This window comes from Streptomyces humi (genome assembly GCF_001005085.2).
Lineage (GTDB): Bacteria > Actinomycetota > Actinomycetes > Streptomycetales > Streptomycetaceae > Streptomyces > Streptomyces humi.
In genome coordinates this window covers 33,196-49,166 of sequence record NZ_LBMU02000116.1, presented here as the reverse complement: position 1 = coordinate 49,166, position 15,971 = coordinate 33,196, and the positions used below count along the sequence as shown (strand labels likewise).

Here is a 15,971-nt window from a genome sequence, read left to right as displayed (position 1 = left end):
GCTCGGGGCGGCGGGCGCGGGGGCGGGGGCGGGGGCGGGGGCGGTCACGGCACAGTGTCGCGGCCGGAGCGTCCGCCGGTACCGGTAGCGGGCGTAGGCGAGTCCGTCGCCGTACAGGTTCCGGCAGCCGGTGAGGTCCTGGAGGACGAAGTACAGGTCGGTGCGGGTGAACACCATGAGCTGGAAGGGCAGCGGCATCAGGGCGATCAGCAGGGCCGCGGCGGCGAGGCGGTGTGCCGTCGTACGGGTGTCCGTGCAGGCGAGGGTGAGGACCAGGGCCGACGCGACGGAGAGGTTGACGGCGATGCCTGCGAGGTAGGACGTCATCCGGTGGCGGCGGGGCGCCAGTTCGATGCCGCTGATGTCCGTCTGCATGACGAGGAACTGCAACCGGGTGCCCAGCCGCATCCTCCCGGGCACACCCGCGGCGCGGGCGGTGACCAGGTGCGCCAGTTCATGGGCGAACAACAGCGTCCAGCCGGCCGCCGCCCCGGTCAGCAGGACCAGGCTGCCGTGCGGGTTCCACAGCAGGTCGTGGTAGCCCGGCAGCAGGTCGGGGCGGCGGATCAGGACGAAGAGGGCGGCCAGCGCCAGCACCGCGACGAGCACCGGGAGGGCGGAGTGCAGGGCGTGGCGGACATGGTGGGGGCGCAGCCACGGCAGGGAGGCGGGCGGCGGTTCGGCGTCCGGCACCGGCTGATCACCGATCCTGGCCACGAACCCCAGGGCGGCCAGGTCGCCGACGAAGTCCGCGATGTCGAGTTCCTCGCCGGTCTCGTCCCGTAGGGCCTCCGCCGTACGGGCCACGCTCAGCCCCTGCCCGAGCAGTTCCAGCGCCCGCGCCCCGGCCGCCGGCAGGGCGACGAAGGTCCGCGTCGCCATCCGGCCCACGATCCACTCGTCCCGGTCCCGCCGCACCCCGAGCTCGTGCAACAGCACCCGCGCCGACGGCTCGATCCGACGCGTTCCGGGTACCGCGGCGCCGGTCACGCGGGGGCCGGCGGGCGCGGGAGGCGCGATGAACTCGGGGGGCCTGCGGGACGCCGAAGGTGCGCTGACTGCCGACGATCCACCGCCTCGGACCCGACCTCCGACCGCGGCCCAACCCCCGGCTCCGGAGCATCCGCCGCCACCGAGCCGTCCGCCACTGCCTCGGGGCCGCCCGCCGACCGTGGGGCGCCCCCTGGCCCGGGAGCACCCAGCACCGCCTCGCAGCCACCCGCAGGCCGCGGCGCAACCCCCAGCCCCGGAGCACCCGCCGCCACCGAGCCGTCCGCCGCCGCCCGCGTCACTTCCGCCCCCGTCCGGTCCCCCGCTCCGCGTTCCTCCGTCGGTTGTGTGCCGCAGGCTGGGCAGTCGGGGCGGCGGGGCGTGCGTTGCATCAGGGGATCGGCGGGGAGCATGAGGTTGAGGCCGAAGCGGTAGCCCGGGGCGATCCGGGGGATCCCGCACAGGAGCATGAGCGCGGCATGGGCCAGCAGGCTGCCGGACAGGCCCGCGGTCACGGCGTTGACCGGGTTCCACGGCATGCGGGGCGAGGCGACGTCCTCGTCCTGGCCGGGCGCGAGCCGCAGGTCCCGGCGCTCGGCCTCGGAGAGGCGCAGGCACTCCCAGCACGCGCCCCGCCCGGGGGCGAAGACCCCGACGTTCACCAGGGGGCCGCGGTAACCGGCCTCCGCCCACGGCGTGCCGGACGCCAGGCAGACCTCGTTGGCCCATCCGCGGATCACGGCGGGCCGGTCGGCGGCGAGCAGCAGGACGTCGTACGACGACGCGCCGCCGGAGCCGCCGGCCAGCAGACCCTCCAGGTCGGCCGGCCCGCGTACCTCACGGCGCACTCCGGTGACCGTGGCGTCCGAGTTCAGTGCACGCAACGCCGTCAGCGCCGCGTCGATCTTGGGCGTACCGATGTCGCACTCGCGGAAGAGGGTCTGCCGGTTGAGGTTGGACAGTTCGACGACGTCCGGTTCGACGCAGTGCAGCCGGCCCACCCCGGAGGCCACCAGGTCCCGGGCGGCGGCTCCGCCGGTACCGCCGACGCCGATCAGCAGGACCCGGGCACGGCGCAGCCGCACCTGTGGTTCCCAGACGCTCGACCTCGGGCCGAGGTCCATCCAGCGCAACAGGGTCATGCCCCTGCCGTACCGCTCGCGTTCCCGCTCGGACAGCTCCGCCGGCGGCGCGGCACCGGCGTCCTCCACGTACCCGGCCGTGGTCAGGTCGGTGATCGCCTGGAGGATGTCCGGGCCGGGCAGCGCCAGGTGCGGGTGGCGACGGGACACCTCGGCGACGACGTCCGCGGTGCCGCGGGTGCCGTCCATGGCCTCGACCAGGGTCCACACCCAGCCGTCGGGATCCCGCACCTCGGCCCCGATGCCGTGCACGACGCTCCCGATCCGCACATGGCCGTCGACCGTCCGGTAGGCCCGGTGCTCGGGTTTGACCCGAGGCCGCCGCATCGCCGGCACCGTCATCTTCGCGCCAATCTCGTCAGCCACAACTCCCCATGTATGAACGGACATTGACAAGGGTTGCGCGTCGGCCGAACGCTGGCAAGAGCACATCGACCACGGCACGTCGCAACCGGCAACGGGAGGGCACGGCATGGCGAACAAGATCCAGATCCGGCCGCTGGACAAGAAGGAGACCACCGGCGACAGCGGTGGCAACGGCGGCTCCTGACCCGATTCGGACGCACATGATGGACCGTTATCCCACGGTCGAGGAAGTCACCGGCTCGGCGCGGCGGCTGGTCTCCCGGTTTCCTGGAGCAGCCCGCCTGCGCCGGATCGGCGTGTCCCGTGCCGGTCGCCCGATCCTGATGCTGTCGGTGGGAGACGGGCCGCACCACGTCCTGGTGGTGGCCCGGCCGCATCCCGACGAGCCGGTCGGCGGCGCGACCGCGCTCGCCCTGGCGGAGCTGGTGGCGCGCGGCGACGGACCGTCCCCGGCGACCGTTCCCGCCGCGGTCACCTGGGACATCGTGCTGTGCCTCGACCCGGACGGCGCGGCGCTGAGCAAGGGCATCGAAGCGGCGACGGCCGGTCCCGGCCCCTCGCTGGACGCGTACTTCCGCGCCGCCTACCGCCCGGTCGCGGCGGAACAGCCCGAGTGGGCCCCGCTCGAGGACCGGCGACTCCCGGAAAGCGAGGCGCTGTTCCGGGTGATCGACGAACTGCGGCCGTTCCTCCAGTGCTCCCTGCACGGGATCGAGGCGGGCGGCAGCTGGGTGCAGTCGACCCGCGACCTGCCGGGTCTCGCGGCGCCCTTCGCGGCGTCCGCCGCGGCGCTCGGCATCCCGCTCCAGCGCGGCACGTTCGACGCCCTGTACTGGGAGAACCCGGCCCCCGGGGTCTACGTCCTGCCGCCGCCGGACAGCACCGGCCGGCTGGCCGCGGGATCGGAGAAGATCGGGCTGTCCACCTGGTGCGCGCCCCAGCGGTACGGCGGGGCGACGGCGATCATCGAAGTGCCCATGTGGGCCACCGGCCAGGCCGACGACCTCTCCCCGCACCCCGACGCCGTACGCGCCCTGCGCGACCTCGCCGGGCTGGTACGGGACGGCGGACAGCAGGTGACCGCCGTACTCGACAAGGCGCGCGCGTTCCTGCCGTCGCCGGAGGACGACCCGTCGCGCCGCGTGCTGGAGTGGATGGCCGACGGGCTCTACGACCTGGTCGCCGAGTCCTGGCAGCCGCTGGCCCGGCAGGCGGCCGAGGCGTCGCACCCCGACGATCCGCGCCGGCTGACGACGGCCCAGGTCCGCGCCCTGGACGTGGTGGCCCGCCGCCAGCCGCTGCGCGCGGCGGGCCTGCTGTCACGGCTGCTGAAGGCCGCGGACGACCCCGCGGCCCCCGCACTCGGCCGCGACCTGGACGAACTGTGCACCGCGTGGTCCACGGACTTCGAGCGCTCCCTGAGCCTGCGCTGGATACCGGTGCGCCACCAGACCCGACTCCAGACCCGAACGGCCGTGGCAGCCGCCGAAGCGGCACTGCCGTCCCTGCGGTGAGCCCACCACGGATCAATCCCCCTCCGTGGCACGTCGACGCCACCGACGGCGCGCGCCTCGGCGTGGGCCTCGGCGTGGGCCGATCTGCCGCGAATCGGGCAGCCCACGGCCGTGCGCATCGGGGTCTGAGACGAGGTGGCGAAGAGCGGGTCCGAGGACCCGGTCCGGGCCCGGCGCGCAGGTGTCACCGCCGCGCTGTCCGCGCACCGGAGCGTGAAAGGCACGGATCCTGATGCGTCCGGGTCATCCGCCACGAGGACGAGCGTGTCCGGTCCTGGCACGGCCGCCTCGTCACTTCCCTGACCACCACGCTCATGGCGACCGCGCCCGCCGGCTTCGAGGTCGAGCGGGAAATGACGATCCGCCTCGACGAGCGCAACCGGCCGGAGCCGGATCTGCTCGTGACGACCGCCCCCTACGACCCGGACCGCACGTGGTACGCGCCGGAAGAGGTCCAGCTCGTCGTCGAGGTCGTCTCACCAGAGCCAGCCCACCGTGACCGCACAGTGAGGCTGCACAAGTACGCGGAGGCCAAGATCCCGCACACTGGTGCATCGAGGACGAGGACGAGGACGGGGCCGCCGTCGTGCACGTCTACGAACTCGACGAACCAACCGGTGTCTACGCACCCGCAGGCATCTTCCGGGGCACCCTCAAGCGTCCCGTGCCCTTCGACATCAGCCTGGATCTCGACAAGCTCACGCCGCCGCGGAGCAACTGAGGTCAGCACAGGAACGCGGAAGGGGCCGGACTCCCGTGAGTCCGGCCCCTTTTGACCTGCATGCTTGATGAATCGGCGCCTGGCAAGGCGAGGCTCACACGTTGAAGCGGAACTCCACCACGTCGCCGTCCTGCATCACGTAGTCCTTGCCCTCCATGCGGGCCTTGCCCTTCGCGCGGGCCTCGGTCACCGAGCCGGCTTCGACCAGGTCCGTGAACGAGATGACCTCGGCCTTGATGAAGCCCTTCTGGAAGTCGGTGTGGATGACACCGGCCGCCTCGGGGGCCGTGGCGCCCTTCTTGATGGTCCAGGCGCGGGATTCCTTGGGGCCGGCCGTGAGGTAGGTCTGGAGGCCGAGGGTGTTGAAGCCGACGCGGGCGAGGGTGGCGAGGCCGGGTTCCTCGGCGCCCACCGACTCCAGCAGCTCCAGCGCGTCCTCCTCGTCGAGCTCCGCGAGGTCCGCCTCCAGCTTGGCGTTGAGGAAGATCGCCTCGGCGGGGGCGACCAGGGCGCGCTGCTCGGTCTTGAAGTCCTCGTCGAGCAGCTCGTCCTCGTCGACGTTGAAGACGTAGAGGAACGGCTTGGTGGTGAGCAGGTGCAGGTCGTGGAGGAGCTCGGCGCGCTCCGAACCCTGCACGATGCCGTGGCCGAAGAGCGTGTCGCCCTTCTCCAGGATCTCCTTGGCCTCCTCGACGGCCTTGACCTTGGGGGCCACGTCCTTCTTGATGCGCGACTCCTTCTGGAGACGCGGGAGGACCTTCTCGATCGTCTGGAGGTCGGCGAGGATCAGCTCGGTGTTGATCGTCTCGATGTCGTCCTTCGGCGAGACCTTGCCGTCGACGTGCACGACGTTCTCGTCCTTGAAGGCACGGATGACCTGGCAGATCGCGTCGGACTCACGGATGTTCGCGAGGAACTTGTTGCCCAGGCCCTCACCCTCGGAGGCACCGCGCACGATGCCCGCGATGTCGACGAAGTCGACGGTCGCCGGGAGGATCCGCTGCGAGGAGAAGATCTCGGACAGCTTGACCAGGCGGGCGTCGGGGACGCCGACCACACCCACGTTGGGCTCGATCGTGGCGAACGGGTAGTTGGCCGCCAGCACGTCGTTCTTGGTCAGGGCGTTGAACAGGGTCGACTTGCCGACATTCGGCAGGCCGACGATTCCGATCGTGAGCGACACGTTGCGACTTCCCGTAGTGAGTGGGTGAGTGAGCCGGGGGGCTGCCAGGGCCGGCGGGCCGGCCGATCCACCAGTTTACGGGGTTCGGAGCCCCTGACCGGCGGCCGCGTCGAACACCTGGACAAGGTCTGCTCTTCGGCTTGGTTTCGGCGTGTCTGCACCGCGATTCGGCACATTAACCGACCTAAGTTGGTCCGGTGGAGCATCACAGGACCCGACCCCGGAAGCAAGGCCCGCGTCGTGGCGCCCCGCGCGCACCACTGCCGCCGCAGGCGAGACGGCGGCCGGCGACGGCCGAGCGGCGGCCGGGGGCGGGAAGGCCCCGCACGACGCCGGCCGCCGGGCCCGGGGCACTGCCGGGCCCACGGCTCACGGGCCTCGGCTGCGCCCTGTTCTGCGGGTCCGCGATGGTCCTGCTCGGCTTCCTGGACGACCTGCTGCTCGGGGCGTCGCTGACCGTGTACGGCGTGCTGTTCGTACCGGTCTCCGGGCTGACCGCGCTGTGGGTGCGCGGGAGCGATCTGCTGACCGCCCCCGTCGTCGCCCCGATCGCCTTCGCCGTGGGACTGCTGGCCGTCGCCGACGACGGCGGCGGCGGATTCCTGGGCGGCGTGATGGGCCTGGTCACCGCCCTGTCCACGCAGGCCGGTTGGCTCTACGGCGGGACACTGGTCACCGGGCTGATCGTGCTCGTCCGCCGGGCCCGGCTGATCCGGCGGCGCCGCCGGGACTGACCGCGCGGCCGGCTACCTCGCGTGCTTGGCCGCCCGCATCGCCGCGCCCACGATCCCCGCGTTGTTCTGAAGCTGGGCCGGCACGATCTCGGCCTTGACGCCCTTGATCAGGGGCAGGAACTTGTCGGACTTGCGGCTGACGCCGCCGCCGATGATGAACAGCTCCGGCGTGAACAGCATCTCCACGTGCGCGAGGTACTTGGTGACCCGGTGCGCCCACTGCTCCCAGCTGAGGTCGTGGTCCTCCTTGGCCTTGCTGGAGGCCTTCTTCTCGGCGTCGTGGCCGTCCAGCTCCAGGTGGCCCAGCTCGGTGTTCGGGACCAGCTCGCCGTCGACGAACAGGGCGCTGCCGATGCCGGTGCCGAACGTCAGCAGGAGTACGACGCCCTTGCGGCCCCGGCCGGCGCCGAACTCCATCTCGGCCACACCCGCCGCGTCCGCGTCGTTGACCACGGTCACCGGGAGGCCGCCCAGCCGCTCGCTGAAGAGCGTGCGCGCGTCGGTGTCGATCCAGCTCTTGTCGACGTTGGCCGCGGTGCGGATGTGGGTGCCGTCCGAGATCACGCCCGGGAAGGTGAGCCCGACCGGGCCGGTCCACCCGAAGTGGTCGACGACCTGCTTGACCCCGTCGGCGACGCCGTCGGGCGTCGCCGGATGCGGGGTGAGCACCTTGCAGCGCTCCTGGGCCAGGTCGCCCTTTGCCAGGTCCACGGGAGCGCCCTTGATCCCTGAACCGCCGATGTCCACACCGAAGATCTGCATGGCTCCACGTTACGTGGTACGACTGACAGTCACGACGCCGGACCGGCCCGCGGTCACACCGTCGTACGATCCCGCTCAGGCCCCGGTGCCGGAGCCGCCGCGCTCGGCGACCAGGGCGGCCGCCTCTTCGCGCAGGTCACGGCGGAGTTCCTTGGGCAGCGAGAAGGTGATGGACTCCTCGGCCGCCTTGACGATCTCGACGTCGCCGTAGCCGCGCTCGGCGAGCCATTCCAGGACCTGCTCGACCAGCACCTCGGGCACGGAGGCGCCGGAGGTGACGCCGACCGTGGTGACGCCCTCCAGCCAGGCCTCCTCGATCTCGCCGGCGAAGTCGACCAGGTAGGCGGCGCGGGAGCCGGCCAGCTTGGCGACCTCGACCAGCCGCTTGGAGTTCGAGGAGTTGCGGGAGCCGACCACGATGACGAGCTCGGCCTCGGCGCCCATCTGCTTCACGGCGAGCTGACGGTTCTGCGTGGCGTAGCAGATGTCGTCGCTGGGCGGGGAGATGAGCTGCGGGAACTTCTCCTTGAGGGCGTCGACCGTCTCCATGGTCTCGTCGACGGAGAGGGTGGTCTGGGAGAGCCAGACGACCTTGGACTCGTCGCGGACCTCGACCTTGGCGACGTCCGCCGGGCCGTCGACCAGCTGGATGTGGTCGGGAGCCTCGCCGGAGGTGCCGATGACCTCCTCGTGGCCCTCGTGCCCGATCAGGAGGATGTCGTAGTCCTCGTTGGCGAACCGGACGGCTTCCTTGTGGACCTTGGTGACCAGCGGGCAGGTGGCGTCGATGGTGGCGAGGCGGCCGCGCTCGGCCTCCTCGTGGACGACGGGCGCGACGCCGTGCGCGGAGAACATGACGATGTTCCCCGGCGGGACCTCCTCGGTCCGCTCGACGAAGATCGCGCCCTTCTTCTCCAGGGTCTGCACGACGTACTTGTTGTGGACGATCTCGTGCCGGACGTAGACCGGGGCCCCGTACTGCTCCAGGGCTTTCTCGACGGCGATCACGGCGCGGTCCACACCCGCGCAGTAGCCACGGGGGGCGGCGAGCAGGACACGGCGGCCAGGCGAAGCAGTCATGGCACCCATCGTAAGGCCGCGTCCGGGGCGTCGGAGATCGCCTCCGGTGACGATCCCGGGGAGACCGGCCACCGCGCGCGGGCGTGCCGGGGACGCGGCCGCCCGGGTTGTCGGTGGCGGCCACTACGCTCGCCGCATGGCTCTGAACACGTCCGCCGAGACCCCTGTGCCCGTCGGTGAGATCTCCCGGCTCATCGGCGGGTGGATCGACCGGCTCGGCGCGGTGTGGGTCGAGGGACAGATCACCCAGCTCTCGCGGCGACCCGGCGCCGGGGTCGTGTTCCTGACGCTGCGGGACCCGTCGTACGACATCTCGATCGCCGTCACCTGCTTCCGGCAGGTGTTCGACGCCGTCGCCGACGTCGTCGGGGAGGGCGCCCGGGTCGTCGTGCACGCGAAGCCGGAGTGGTACGCGCCGCGCGGGCAGCTGTCGTTGCGGGCGGTCGAGATACGGCCGGTCGGGGTCGGGGAGCTGCTGGCGCGACTGGAGGCGCTCAAGAAGGCGCTGGCCGCGGAGGGGCTGTTCGAGGCCGGGCGGAAGAAGCCGCTGCCGTTCCTGCCGCAGCTGATCGGGCTGGTGTGCGGGCGGGCCTCGGCCGCCGAGCGGGACGTGCTGGAGAACGCCAGGCACCGGTGGCCGGCGGTGCGGTTCGAGGTGCGCAACGTGCCGGTGCAGGGCGTGCACGCCGTACCGCAGGTCGTGCAGGCCGTGAAGGAGCTCGACGCGATCGAGGAGGTGGACGTGATCATCGTCGCGCGCGGGGGCGGCAGCGTGGAGGATCTGCTGCCGTTCTCCGACGAGCAGCTGGTGCGGGCGGTCGCCGGGTGCCGGACGCCCGTCGTGTCCGCCATCGGTCACGAGCCCGACACCCCGCTGCTCGACTACGTGGCCGACCTGCGCGCCTCCACGCCCACCGACGCGGCCAAGAAGGTCGTACCGGACGTGGGCGAGGAGCTGGAGCGGGTGCGGATGCTGCGGGACCGGGCCCGGCGGTGTGCCGACGCGGTCGTGGGGCGGGAGGAGCGGGGGCTGGCGCACGCGCTGGCGCGGCCGGTCATGGAGGATCCGCACCGGATGGTGGACGAGCGGGCCGATCACATCGCCTCGCTGGTCGACCGTTCCCGGCGCACCCTCGGGCACCTGCTCGACCGCGCCGACTCGGAGCTGACGCACACGCACGCGCGCGTGGTGGCCCTCTCCCCCGCCGCCACGCTGAAGCGCGGCTACGCGGTGTTGCAGAAGGACGGCGGTCACGTGGTGCGGGACCCCGGTGACGTCGTGCCGGGCGAGGTGCTGCGGGCGCGGGTGGCCGAGGGCGAGTTCACGGTGCGGGCGGAGGGCTAGCGCCATGTCGTACGGGCGGATGAGAAAGGCACGTGCATGAGCGGCAGGACCGAAGAGGCGCTCTCCTACGAGCAGGCGCGGGACGAGCTGATCAACGTCGTCCGGCGGCTGGAGGCGGGTGGGACGAGCCTGGAGGAGTCCCTCGCGCTCTGGGAGCGGGGCGAGGAGCTGGCCAAGGTGTGCCGGCGGTGGCTGGAGGGTGCGCGGGCCCGGCTGGACGCGGCCCTGGCCGAGGAGGAGGCCGGGGAGGAGGACGAAGAGGGGGAATGACCCGGGCGATCCCGTGACCCGGGTGATCCGGCGAACCGGGTGATCCTGCGAACCGGGTGATCTTGCGAACCGAGCGGTCCTGCGAACCGGGCGGTCCCTGTGAGGCGGCTCACCATGATCCGGCCTTTGTTGAAGGTTGAACCTTCCTTCGCTATGGTCGTGCCGTCAGCCTATCCGGACCGCGGTCCGGATTCGACCGGACGCGACCTCCAGAAAGATCAACCATGTCTCTCGTTCTCGACCCCGCCGCCCAGGACCTGCTCTTCCGCGAGGCCCGCACCGCCAACACCTTCACCGACGAGCCGGTGACCGACGAGCAGATCCAGGCGATCTACGATCTCGTCAAGTTCGGCCCGACCTCCATGAACCAGTCGCCGCTGCGCGTGGTGCTGGTCCGCTCGCCCGAGGCCCGCGAGCGCCTGGTGCGGCACATGGCCGAGGGCAACCAGAAGAAGACCGCCACCGCCCCGCTGGTCGCGATCCTCGCCGCGGACAACGAGTTCCACGAGGAGCTGCCGCAGCTCTTCCCGCACTTCCCGCAGGCCAAGGACGCCGTCTTCGGCACCCGCGAGGTGCGCGAGGGCAGCGCCGCCCTGAACGCCGCCCTCCAGGCCGCCTACTTCATCATCGGCGTCCGCGCCGCCGGTCTCGCCGCCGGCCCGATGACCGGCGTGGACCTCGCGGGCGTCCAGAAGGAGTTCCTGGACGACGACCACACCCCGCTGATGGTCGTCAACATCGGCAAGCCGGGCCCGGACGCCTGGTTCCCGCGCGGCCCGCGCCTGGCGTACGACGACGTCGTCACGACCGTCTGAGCAGCCCCGCGACAGCGGAAGAGGCCCCCGGCGACGGCACCGGGGGCCTCTCGCGTCCGCACGCCTCAGGACATCCGCAGTGCCGCGGCCATCTCGGTCAGCCGGGCGAAGGACGCCGTGCCGGCCACCACCGTGGTCGAACCGCGGGTGCCGTCCAGGACCAGCGCGTCGTACCGGCCGCCCGTGTAGTGGGTCCAGGTGCGGTCGCCGATCTTCTGGGCCGTCTTCGTGGCCGTGGCGCCCTGGCTCGCGTCGGTGATGAAGTCCGAGGGCTTCTGAGTGGACTGTTCGATCTGCACGTACTGACCGTCGGGGGTCTGGTACCCGAGGTGCCAGCGGTCGCCGTTCTCACCCTGGAAACGGACCGACGTGGCCTTCCAGTCGCCCGGCAGGCCCTCGGGCGCGGCGACCGGGTAGGCCGCGGCGCGCCGTGCCGTCAGCAGCTCGACCCGGTAGTCCACCCTCGGGAGGTCGGGAGCGTGATCGTCGTGCGGGACCAGAAGGTAGATGAAGCCCGCCGCGAGACCGATCAGGGCCAGGGAGAGAATCATGTCCCGGACCGTCTTCTGCTTGCCGTTCGTGCCTGCCACGCCCCCTATCGTCGCAGGTGCCCCGTGCGCTCATCCGTGGGGTCCCCTGCTCATTTTGTCAGCCTGACGATAGAGTCGACGGAGAACCCTCATCCGGCCGTCGTCGTATCAGAAAGGTGCGCTCCGATGACCGAGAATCATCATCACCTGCCGTCCGAGCTCGATGTCCCCTCCGAAGCCCCCGACCGCAACCTCGCCCTGGAGCTCGTCCGGGTGACCGAGGCCGCCGCGATGGCCGCGGGACGCTGGGTGGGCCGCGGCGACAAGAACGGCGCCGACGGCGCCGCCGTGCGCGCGATGCGGACCCTCGTCTCCACCGTGTCGATGAACGGCGTGGTCGTCATCGGCGAGGGCGAGAAGGACGAGGCCCCGATGCTCTTCAACGGAGAGCGTGTCGGCGACGGCACCGGGCCCGAGGTCGACATCGCCGTCGACCCGATCGACGGGACGACGCTGACCGCGAAGGGCATGCCCAACGCGATCTCCGTGCTGGCCGCCGCCGAGCGCGGGGCCATGTTCGACCCGTCCGCCGTGTTCTACATGGACAAACTGGTCACCGGCCCGGACGCGGCGGACTTCGTCGACATCAACGCGCCCATCTCCGTCAACATCCGCCGGGTCGCCAAGGCGAAACGGTCCTCTCCGGAGGGTGTCACCGTCGTCATCCTGGACCGGCCGCGGCACGAAGGGATCATCAAGGAGATCCGGGAGGCCGGCGCGCGCATCAAGCTGATCTCCGACGGTGACGTCGCCGGGTCGATCTACGCGCTGCGCGAGGGCACGGGCGTCGACATGCTGCTCGGCATCGGCGGTACGCCGGAGGGCATCATCTCGGCGTGCGCGGTGAAGTGCCTGGGCGGGACGATCCAGGGCAAGCTGTGGCCCAAGGACGACGAGGAGCGGCAGCGGGCGATCGACGCCGGGCACGACCTGGACCGGGTGCTGACCACCGAGGACCTGGTGACCGGCGAGAACGTGTTCTTCGTCGCGACCGGCATCACCGACGGCGAGCTGCTGCGGGGTGTGCGGTACCGGTCGGAGACCGCGCTGACCGAGTCGATCGTGATGCGGTCGAAGTCGGGGACGGTACGGCGGATCGACTCCGAGCACCGGCTGCGCAAGCTGCGGGCGTACAGCACGATCGATTTCGACAAGGCGAAGTAGCGCCCAAGGGGAGGGGGGTGCGGGCGCGTCGGCGACCACGGGTGCGTGGTGGCTGGTCGCGCGGTTCCCCTCGCCCCTTACGGGGCATCGAAAAAGCCGGGCACGTCAGAAGGCGCCCTCTGTGCGGAGAGGGCGCCTTTTCGTCAGCCTGCCTGGGGTATGCGGTTCGCCGCGGTCGCTCGGGCCGCCTTCTTCAGTTCCAGGTCGCGGCGCCTGCGCCGCGCCAGGACCACCCGGCGTTCCGCCGCCGTGAGGCCGCCCCAGACCCCGTAGGGCTCCGGCTGGAGCAGGGCGTGTTCACGGCACTCGACCATGACCGGACAGCGCGCGCAGACCCGCTTGGCCGCCTCCTCCCGGGACAGCCGGGCGGCGGTGGGTTCCTTGGACGGTGCGAAGAACAGGCCTGCCTCGTCGCGCCGGCACACCGCCTCGGTGTGCCAGGGCGCGTCCTGGTCCCTGTCACGCACTGGCACCCGCTGGGCCGGCACGGCAGCTACCTGCAGGGACGAATGCGGCGGTTGCAGCACGGTCTACTCCTGACGACGGCTTCGCGAGCGAGAGACGATGCAGCAAGGCCTACCCGCTGTGCGCGGGCCTATGCACAGCGTCCTCAACAGCCGTGGCGCGGCGGCCAGTTCATGCCCCCGGGCGCCGCCGGACCAGTGCCGATTCGCGACCGTCAACGGTCCAGGTGTTTGCGCAGCTTCCGGTCGACCTTGTCGTGCACCCGGTCCAGGATGTCCTCGATGAACTTCCCGCGCTTCGGCCGCGCCTCCACGTTGCCGAGGACGGCCCATCCGTCGACGTAGACGACCGGCGCGTCGGGGTCGACCGAATCCAGCGTGTCGGCCTCGAAGTTGCCCAGCACACCGCCGCCGGTGCCGCGCAGCGACACGTTCTCCGGGACCCTGATCTGGACGTCCCCGAAGACCGAGAACGCCTTGATGACGACCTGCTGGTACTCGAAGATCGCCTCGGTGAGGTCGATCTCGACGGAGCCGAACACCGCGTACGCGTGCAACCGGCGGCCCGCCCGCCAGCGGCCGCGGCGGCGGGCGCTGCTGAAGACGGCCACCACGTTGGCGTCCGCCTCCACCGGGATCGCGCCGGGCGTCGGCCGGGGCGGCACCGGCGTGTAGGCGGGGGCGGCCGGGCGGGCGTGGGCCGCCGGCAGATCCCGTATGAAGACCTCCAGCTCGCCCACCGTCTTGGCGTTCAGCACCCCCTCCACGCGCTCGGCGTGCTCGTCGGCGGTCAGGCGCCCCTCGGCGAGGGCCTCCCGCAGGATGTCGGCGATGCGGTCACGGTCGGCGTCCGAGGCGCGCAGCTCGGCGGCCGGCGCTCCGGCGTACCCCTGAACGGTCTGCTTCTGAAGGTCCACGGCAGCAGGGTACCGAAACGCGATAGATCGCGACTAGGGGTCGGGGCGACCCGGGCGTGTCGAACTGAGCCTTACCTCACAGGTTCCGTGTCAGTCGCAGGTTCTACGCTGGACAGCGCCCGCCAGCGTCGGCGGGCGGCCGTCCGTCAGAGTGAGGAATGGGCTGAGATGCCTGAGTTCGCGTACACCGATCTGCTCCCCCAGGGTGAGGACACCACCCCGTACCGGCTGGTGACCTCGGAGGGCGTGTCCACCGTCGAGGGACCGGACGGGCGGACGTTCCTCAAGGTGGAGCCGGAGGCGCTGCGCAAGCTCGCCGAGGAGGCGATCCACGACATCCAGCACTACCTGCGTCCCGCCCACCTCGCCCAGCTGCGCCGGATCATCGACGACCCGGAGGCGTCGGGCAACGACAAGTTCGTCGCGCTCGACCTGCTGAAGAACGCGAACATCGCGGCGGCGGGTGTGCTGCCCATGTGCCAGGACACCGGCACCGCGATCGTCATGGGCAAGCGCGGGCAGAACGTGCTGACCGAGGGCGGCGACGAGGCGGCGCTGAGCCGCGGCATCTACGACGCCTACCTCAACCTCAACCTGCGTTACTCGCAGATGGCTCCGCTCACCATGTGGGAGGAGAAGAACACCGGGTCGAACCTGCCGGCCCAGATCGAGCTCTACGCCACCGACGGCGGCGCCTACAAGTTCCTCTTCATGGCGAAGGGCGGCGGCTCGGCCAACAAGTCGTTCCTGTACCAGGAGACGAAGGCCGTCCTGAACGAGGCCTCCATGATGAAGTTCCTGGAGGAGAAGATCCGCTCCCTCGGCACGGCCGCCTGCCCGCCGTACCACCTGGCGATCGTCGTCGGCGGCACGTCGGCGGAGTTCGCGCTGAAGACCGCGAAGTACGCCTCCGCCCACTACCTGGACGAGATCCCGGCGGAGGGCTCGGAGCTCGGGCACGGCTTCCGGGACAAGGACCTGGAGCAGAAGGTCTTCGAGCTGACGCAGCGGATCGGCATCGGCGCGCAGTTCGGCGGCAAGTACTTCTGCCACGACGTGCGGGTGGTGCGGCTGCCGCGGCACGGCGCGTCCTGCCCGGTCGCCATCGCCGTGTCCTGCTCCGCGGACCGCCAGGCCGTCGCGAAGATCACCGCGGAGGGCGTCTTCCTGGAGCAGCTGGAGACGGACCCGGCGCGGTTCCTGCCGGAGACCACCGACGAGCACCTCGACTCCTCCGACGAGGACGTCGTGCGCATCGATCTCAACCAGCCGATGGACGACATCCTCGCCGAGCTGACCAAGTACCCGGTGAAGACCCGCCTCTCGCTCACGGGCCCGCTGGTCGTCGCCCGTGACATCGCGCACGCCAAGATCAAGGAGCGGCTGGACGCGGGCGAGGAGATGCCGCAGTACCTGAAGGACCACCCGGTCTACTACGCGGGCCCGGCCAAGACCCCCGAGGGCTACGCGTCCGGCTCCTTCGGCCCCACCACGGCCGGCCGGATGGACTCCTACGTGGAGCAGTTCCAGGCGGCGGGCGGCTCCAAGGTGATGCTCGCCAAGGGCAACCGCTCCAAGCAGGTCACCGACGCCTGCGACGCGCACGGCGGCTTCTACCTCGGCTCCATCGGCGGTCCGGCCGCGCGGCTCGCCCAGGACTGCATCAAGAAGGTCGAGGTCGTCGAGTACGAGGAACTCGGCATGGAGGCGGTCTGGAAGATCGAGGTCGAGGACTTCCCGGCGTTCATCGTCGTCGACGACAAGGGCAACGACTTCTTCCAGGACCCGGCGCCGCAGCCGACGTTCACCAGCATCCCGGTGCGGGGGCCGGGCCTGGGCTGATCCGGCCGCGGCACCCGAGCAGAGCCCCTGGCGCGTCACCGCCGGGGGCTCCGCCGTTCCCGCGGCTCGGGA

14 protein-coding genes and 2 pseudogenes are annotated in these 15,971 nt (G+C 71.4%); 8 read left to right on the top strand and 8 right to left on the bottom strand.

Features of this window, described 5'->3' with window-relative positions; all coding sequences use genetic code 11:
- Together AAW13_RS40785 and AAW13_RS40780 are read right to left on the bottom strand one after the other, a co-directional pair.
- Positions 1–939, bottom strand: a 939-nt coding sequence (locus AAW13_RS40785) for a hypothetical protein (protein ID WP_240528906.1), incomplete at its 3' end; no start/stop codon positions are given.
- A 392-nt stretch (positions 940–1,331) separates the two neighbouring features.
- Positions 1,332–2,474: pseudogene (locus AAW13_RS40780) on the bottom strand (HesA/MoeB/ThiF family protein); the annotation flags it as partial.
- Positions 2,475–2,701: 227 nt separating this feature from the next.
- Here AAW13_RS40780 and AAW13_RS40775 point away from each other — a divergent pair.
- On the top strand, positions 2,702–4,012 hold the full coding sequence (locus AAW13_RS40775; protein WP_046732354.1) for a M14 family zinc carboxypeptidase: 1,311 nt from the start codon (positions 2,702–2,704) through the stop codon (positions 4,010–4,012).
- Between the two features lie 269 nt (positions 4,013–4,281).
- Positions 4,282–4,733: pseudogene (locus AAW13_RS40770) on the top strand (Uma2 family endonuclease); the annotation flags it as partial.
- Between the two features lie 94 nt (positions 4,734–4,827).
- Here the strand turns inward: AAW13_RS40770 and ychF are convergent.
- Entirely contained in the window at positions 4,828–5,916 is a 1,089-nt protein-coding gene (gene ychF, locus AAW13_RS40765) for a redox-regulated ATPase YchF (RefSeq protein WP_046732298.1), read from the bottom strand.
- Between the two features lie 407 nt (positions 5,917–6,323).
- Between ychF and AAW13_RS47715 the strand changes: the two genes are divergently transcribed.
- Positions 6,324–6,650 (top strand): DUF6542 domain-containing protein, encoded by a 327-nt coding sequence (locus tag AAW13_RS47715; RefSeq protein WP_338059084.1) that lies wholly within the window; start codon positions 6,324–6,326, stop codon positions 6,648–6,650.
- 12 nt (positions 6,651–6,662) lie between these two features.
- On the opposite strand, the gene ppgK is transcribed toward AAW13_RS47715, so the two are convergent.
- Positions 6,663–7,412, bottom strand: a complete 750-nt coding sequence (gene ppgK, locus AAW13_RS40755) for a polyphosphate--glucose phosphotransferase (protein ID WP_046732299.1) — start codon at positions 7,410–7,412, stop codon at positions 6,663–6,665.
- A gap of 75 nt (positions 7,413–7,487) precedes the next feature.
- Positions 7,488–8,501 carry a 4-hydroxy-3-methylbut-2-enyl diphosphate reductase gene (locus tag AAW13_RS40750; protein WP_107483525.1) on the bottom strand — a complete coding sequence of 338 codons (1,014 nt, stop codon included), beginning with the start codon at positions 8,499–8,501 and terminating at the stop codon, positions 7,488–7,490.
- A 127-nt stretch (positions 8,502–8,628) separates the two neighbouring features.
- On the opposite strand from AAW13_RS40750, the gene xseA reads away from it, so the two are divergent.
- The 3 genes from xseA to AAW13_RS40735 all read left to right on the top strand — a co-directional run bounded on the left by xseA (position 8,629) and on the right by AAW13_RS40735 (position 10,922).
- Positions 8,629–9,837 (top strand): exodeoxyribonuclease VII large subunit, encoded by a 1,209-nt coding sequence (xseA, locus tag AAW13_RS40745; protein ID WP_046732300.1) that lies wholly within the window; start codon positions 8,629–8,631, stop codon positions 9,835–9,837.
- A 36-nt stretch (positions 9,838–9,873) separates the two neighbouring features.
- The gene (locus tag AAW13_RS40740) at positions 9,874–10,107 is read left to right on the top strand and encodes an exodeoxyribonuclease VII small subunit (RefSeq protein WP_046732301.1); all 234 of its coding nucleotides are present in this window, start codon (positions 9,874–9,876) and stop codon (positions 10,105–10,107) included.
- 224 nt (positions 10,108–10,331) lie between these two features.
- Positions 10,332–10,922, top strand: a complete 591-nt coding sequence (locus AAW13_RS40735; RefSeq protein WP_046732302.1) for a malonic semialdehyde reductase — start codon at positions 10,332–10,334, stop codon at positions 10,920–10,922.
- A gap of 65 nt (positions 10,923–10,987) precedes the next feature.
- Here AAW13_RS40735 and AAW13_RS40730 read toward each other — a convergent pair whose 3' ends face one another.
- Complete coding sequence (locus AAW13_RS40730; RefSeq protein WP_046732303.1) at positions 10,988–11,512, bottom strand: DUF4245 domain-containing protein; 525 nt, start codon at positions 11,510–11,512, stop codon at positions 10,988–10,990.
- Between the two features lie 126 nt (positions 11,513–11,638).
- Here AAW13_RS40730 and glpX point away from each other — a divergent pair, with 126 nt between their 5' ends.
- On the top strand, positions 11,639–12,676 hold the full coding sequence (gene glpX / locus AAW13_RS40725; protein ID WP_046732304.1) for a class II fructose-bisphosphatase: 1,038 nt from the start codon (positions 11,639–11,641) through the stop codon (positions 12,674–12,676).
- A 143-nt stretch (positions 12,677–12,819) separates the two neighbouring features.
- Here the strand turns inward: glpX and AAW13_RS40720 are convergent, their stop codons facing one another.
- Both AAW13_RS40720 and AAW13_RS40715 read right to left on the bottom strand, forming a co-directional pair.
- On the bottom strand, positions 12,820–13,203 hold the full coding sequence (locus tag AAW13_RS40720) for a WhiB family transcriptional regulator (RefSeq protein ID WP_071659851.1): 384 nt from the start codon (positions 13,201–13,203) through the stop codon (positions 12,820–12,822).
- Positions 13,204–13,355: 152 nt separating this feature from the next.
- Entirely contained in the window at positions 13,356–14,057 is a 702-nt protein-coding gene (locus AAW13_RS40715) for a DUF1707 SHOCT-like domain-containing protein (protein WP_046732306.1), read from the bottom strand.
- Positions 14,058–14,225: 168 nt separating this feature from the next.
- On the opposite strand from AAW13_RS40715, the gene AAW13_RS40710 reads away from it, so the two are divergent.
- The gene (locus tag AAW13_RS40710) at positions 14,226–15,899 is read left to right on the top strand and encodes a fumarate hydratase (RefSeq protein WP_046732307.1); all 1,674 of its coding nucleotides are present in this window, start codon (positions 14,226–14,228) and stop codon (positions 15,897–15,899) included.
- Positions 15,900–15,971 lie beyond the last annotated feature (72 nt).

Bases quoted from the DNA above. Each gene is read 5' to 3' on its own strand.
- glpX (WP_046732304.1), top strand. From the start codon at position 11,639: ATGACCGAGAATCATCATCACCTGCCGTCCGAGCTCGATGTCCCCTCC.
- xseA (WP_046732300.1), top strand. From the start codon at position 8,629: ATGGCTCTGAACACGTCCGCCGAGACCCCTGTGCCCGTCGGTGAGATC.
- AAW13_RS47715 (WP_338059084.1), top strand. From the start codon at position 6,324: ATGGTCCTGCTCGGCTTCCTGGACGACCTGCTGCTCGGGGCGTCGCTG.
- AAW13_RS40775 (WP_046732354.1), top strand. From the start codon at position 2,702: ATGGACCGTTATCCCACGGTCGAGGAAGTCACCGGCTCGGCGCGGCGG.
- AAW13_RS40740 (WP_046732301.1), top strand. From the start codon at position 9,874: ATGAGCGGCAGGACCGAAGAGGCGCTCTCCTACGAGCAGGCGCGGGAC.
- AAW13_RS40710 (WP_046732307.1), top strand. From the start codon at position 14,226: ATGCCTGAGTTCGCGTACACCGATCTGCTCCCCCAGGGTGAGGACACC.
- AAW13_RS40750 (WP_107483525.1), bottom strand. From the start codon at position 8,501: ATGGGTGCCATGACTGCTTCGCCTGGCCGCCGTGTCCTGCTCGCCGCC.
- ppgK (WP_046732299.1), bottom strand. From the start codon at position 7,412: ATGCAGATCTTCGGTGTGGACATCGGCGGTTCAGGGATCAAGGGCGCT.
- AAW13_RS40735 (WP_046732302.1), top strand. From the start codon at position 10,332: ATGTCTCTCGTTCTCGACCCCGCCGCCCAGGACCTGCTCTTCCGCGAG.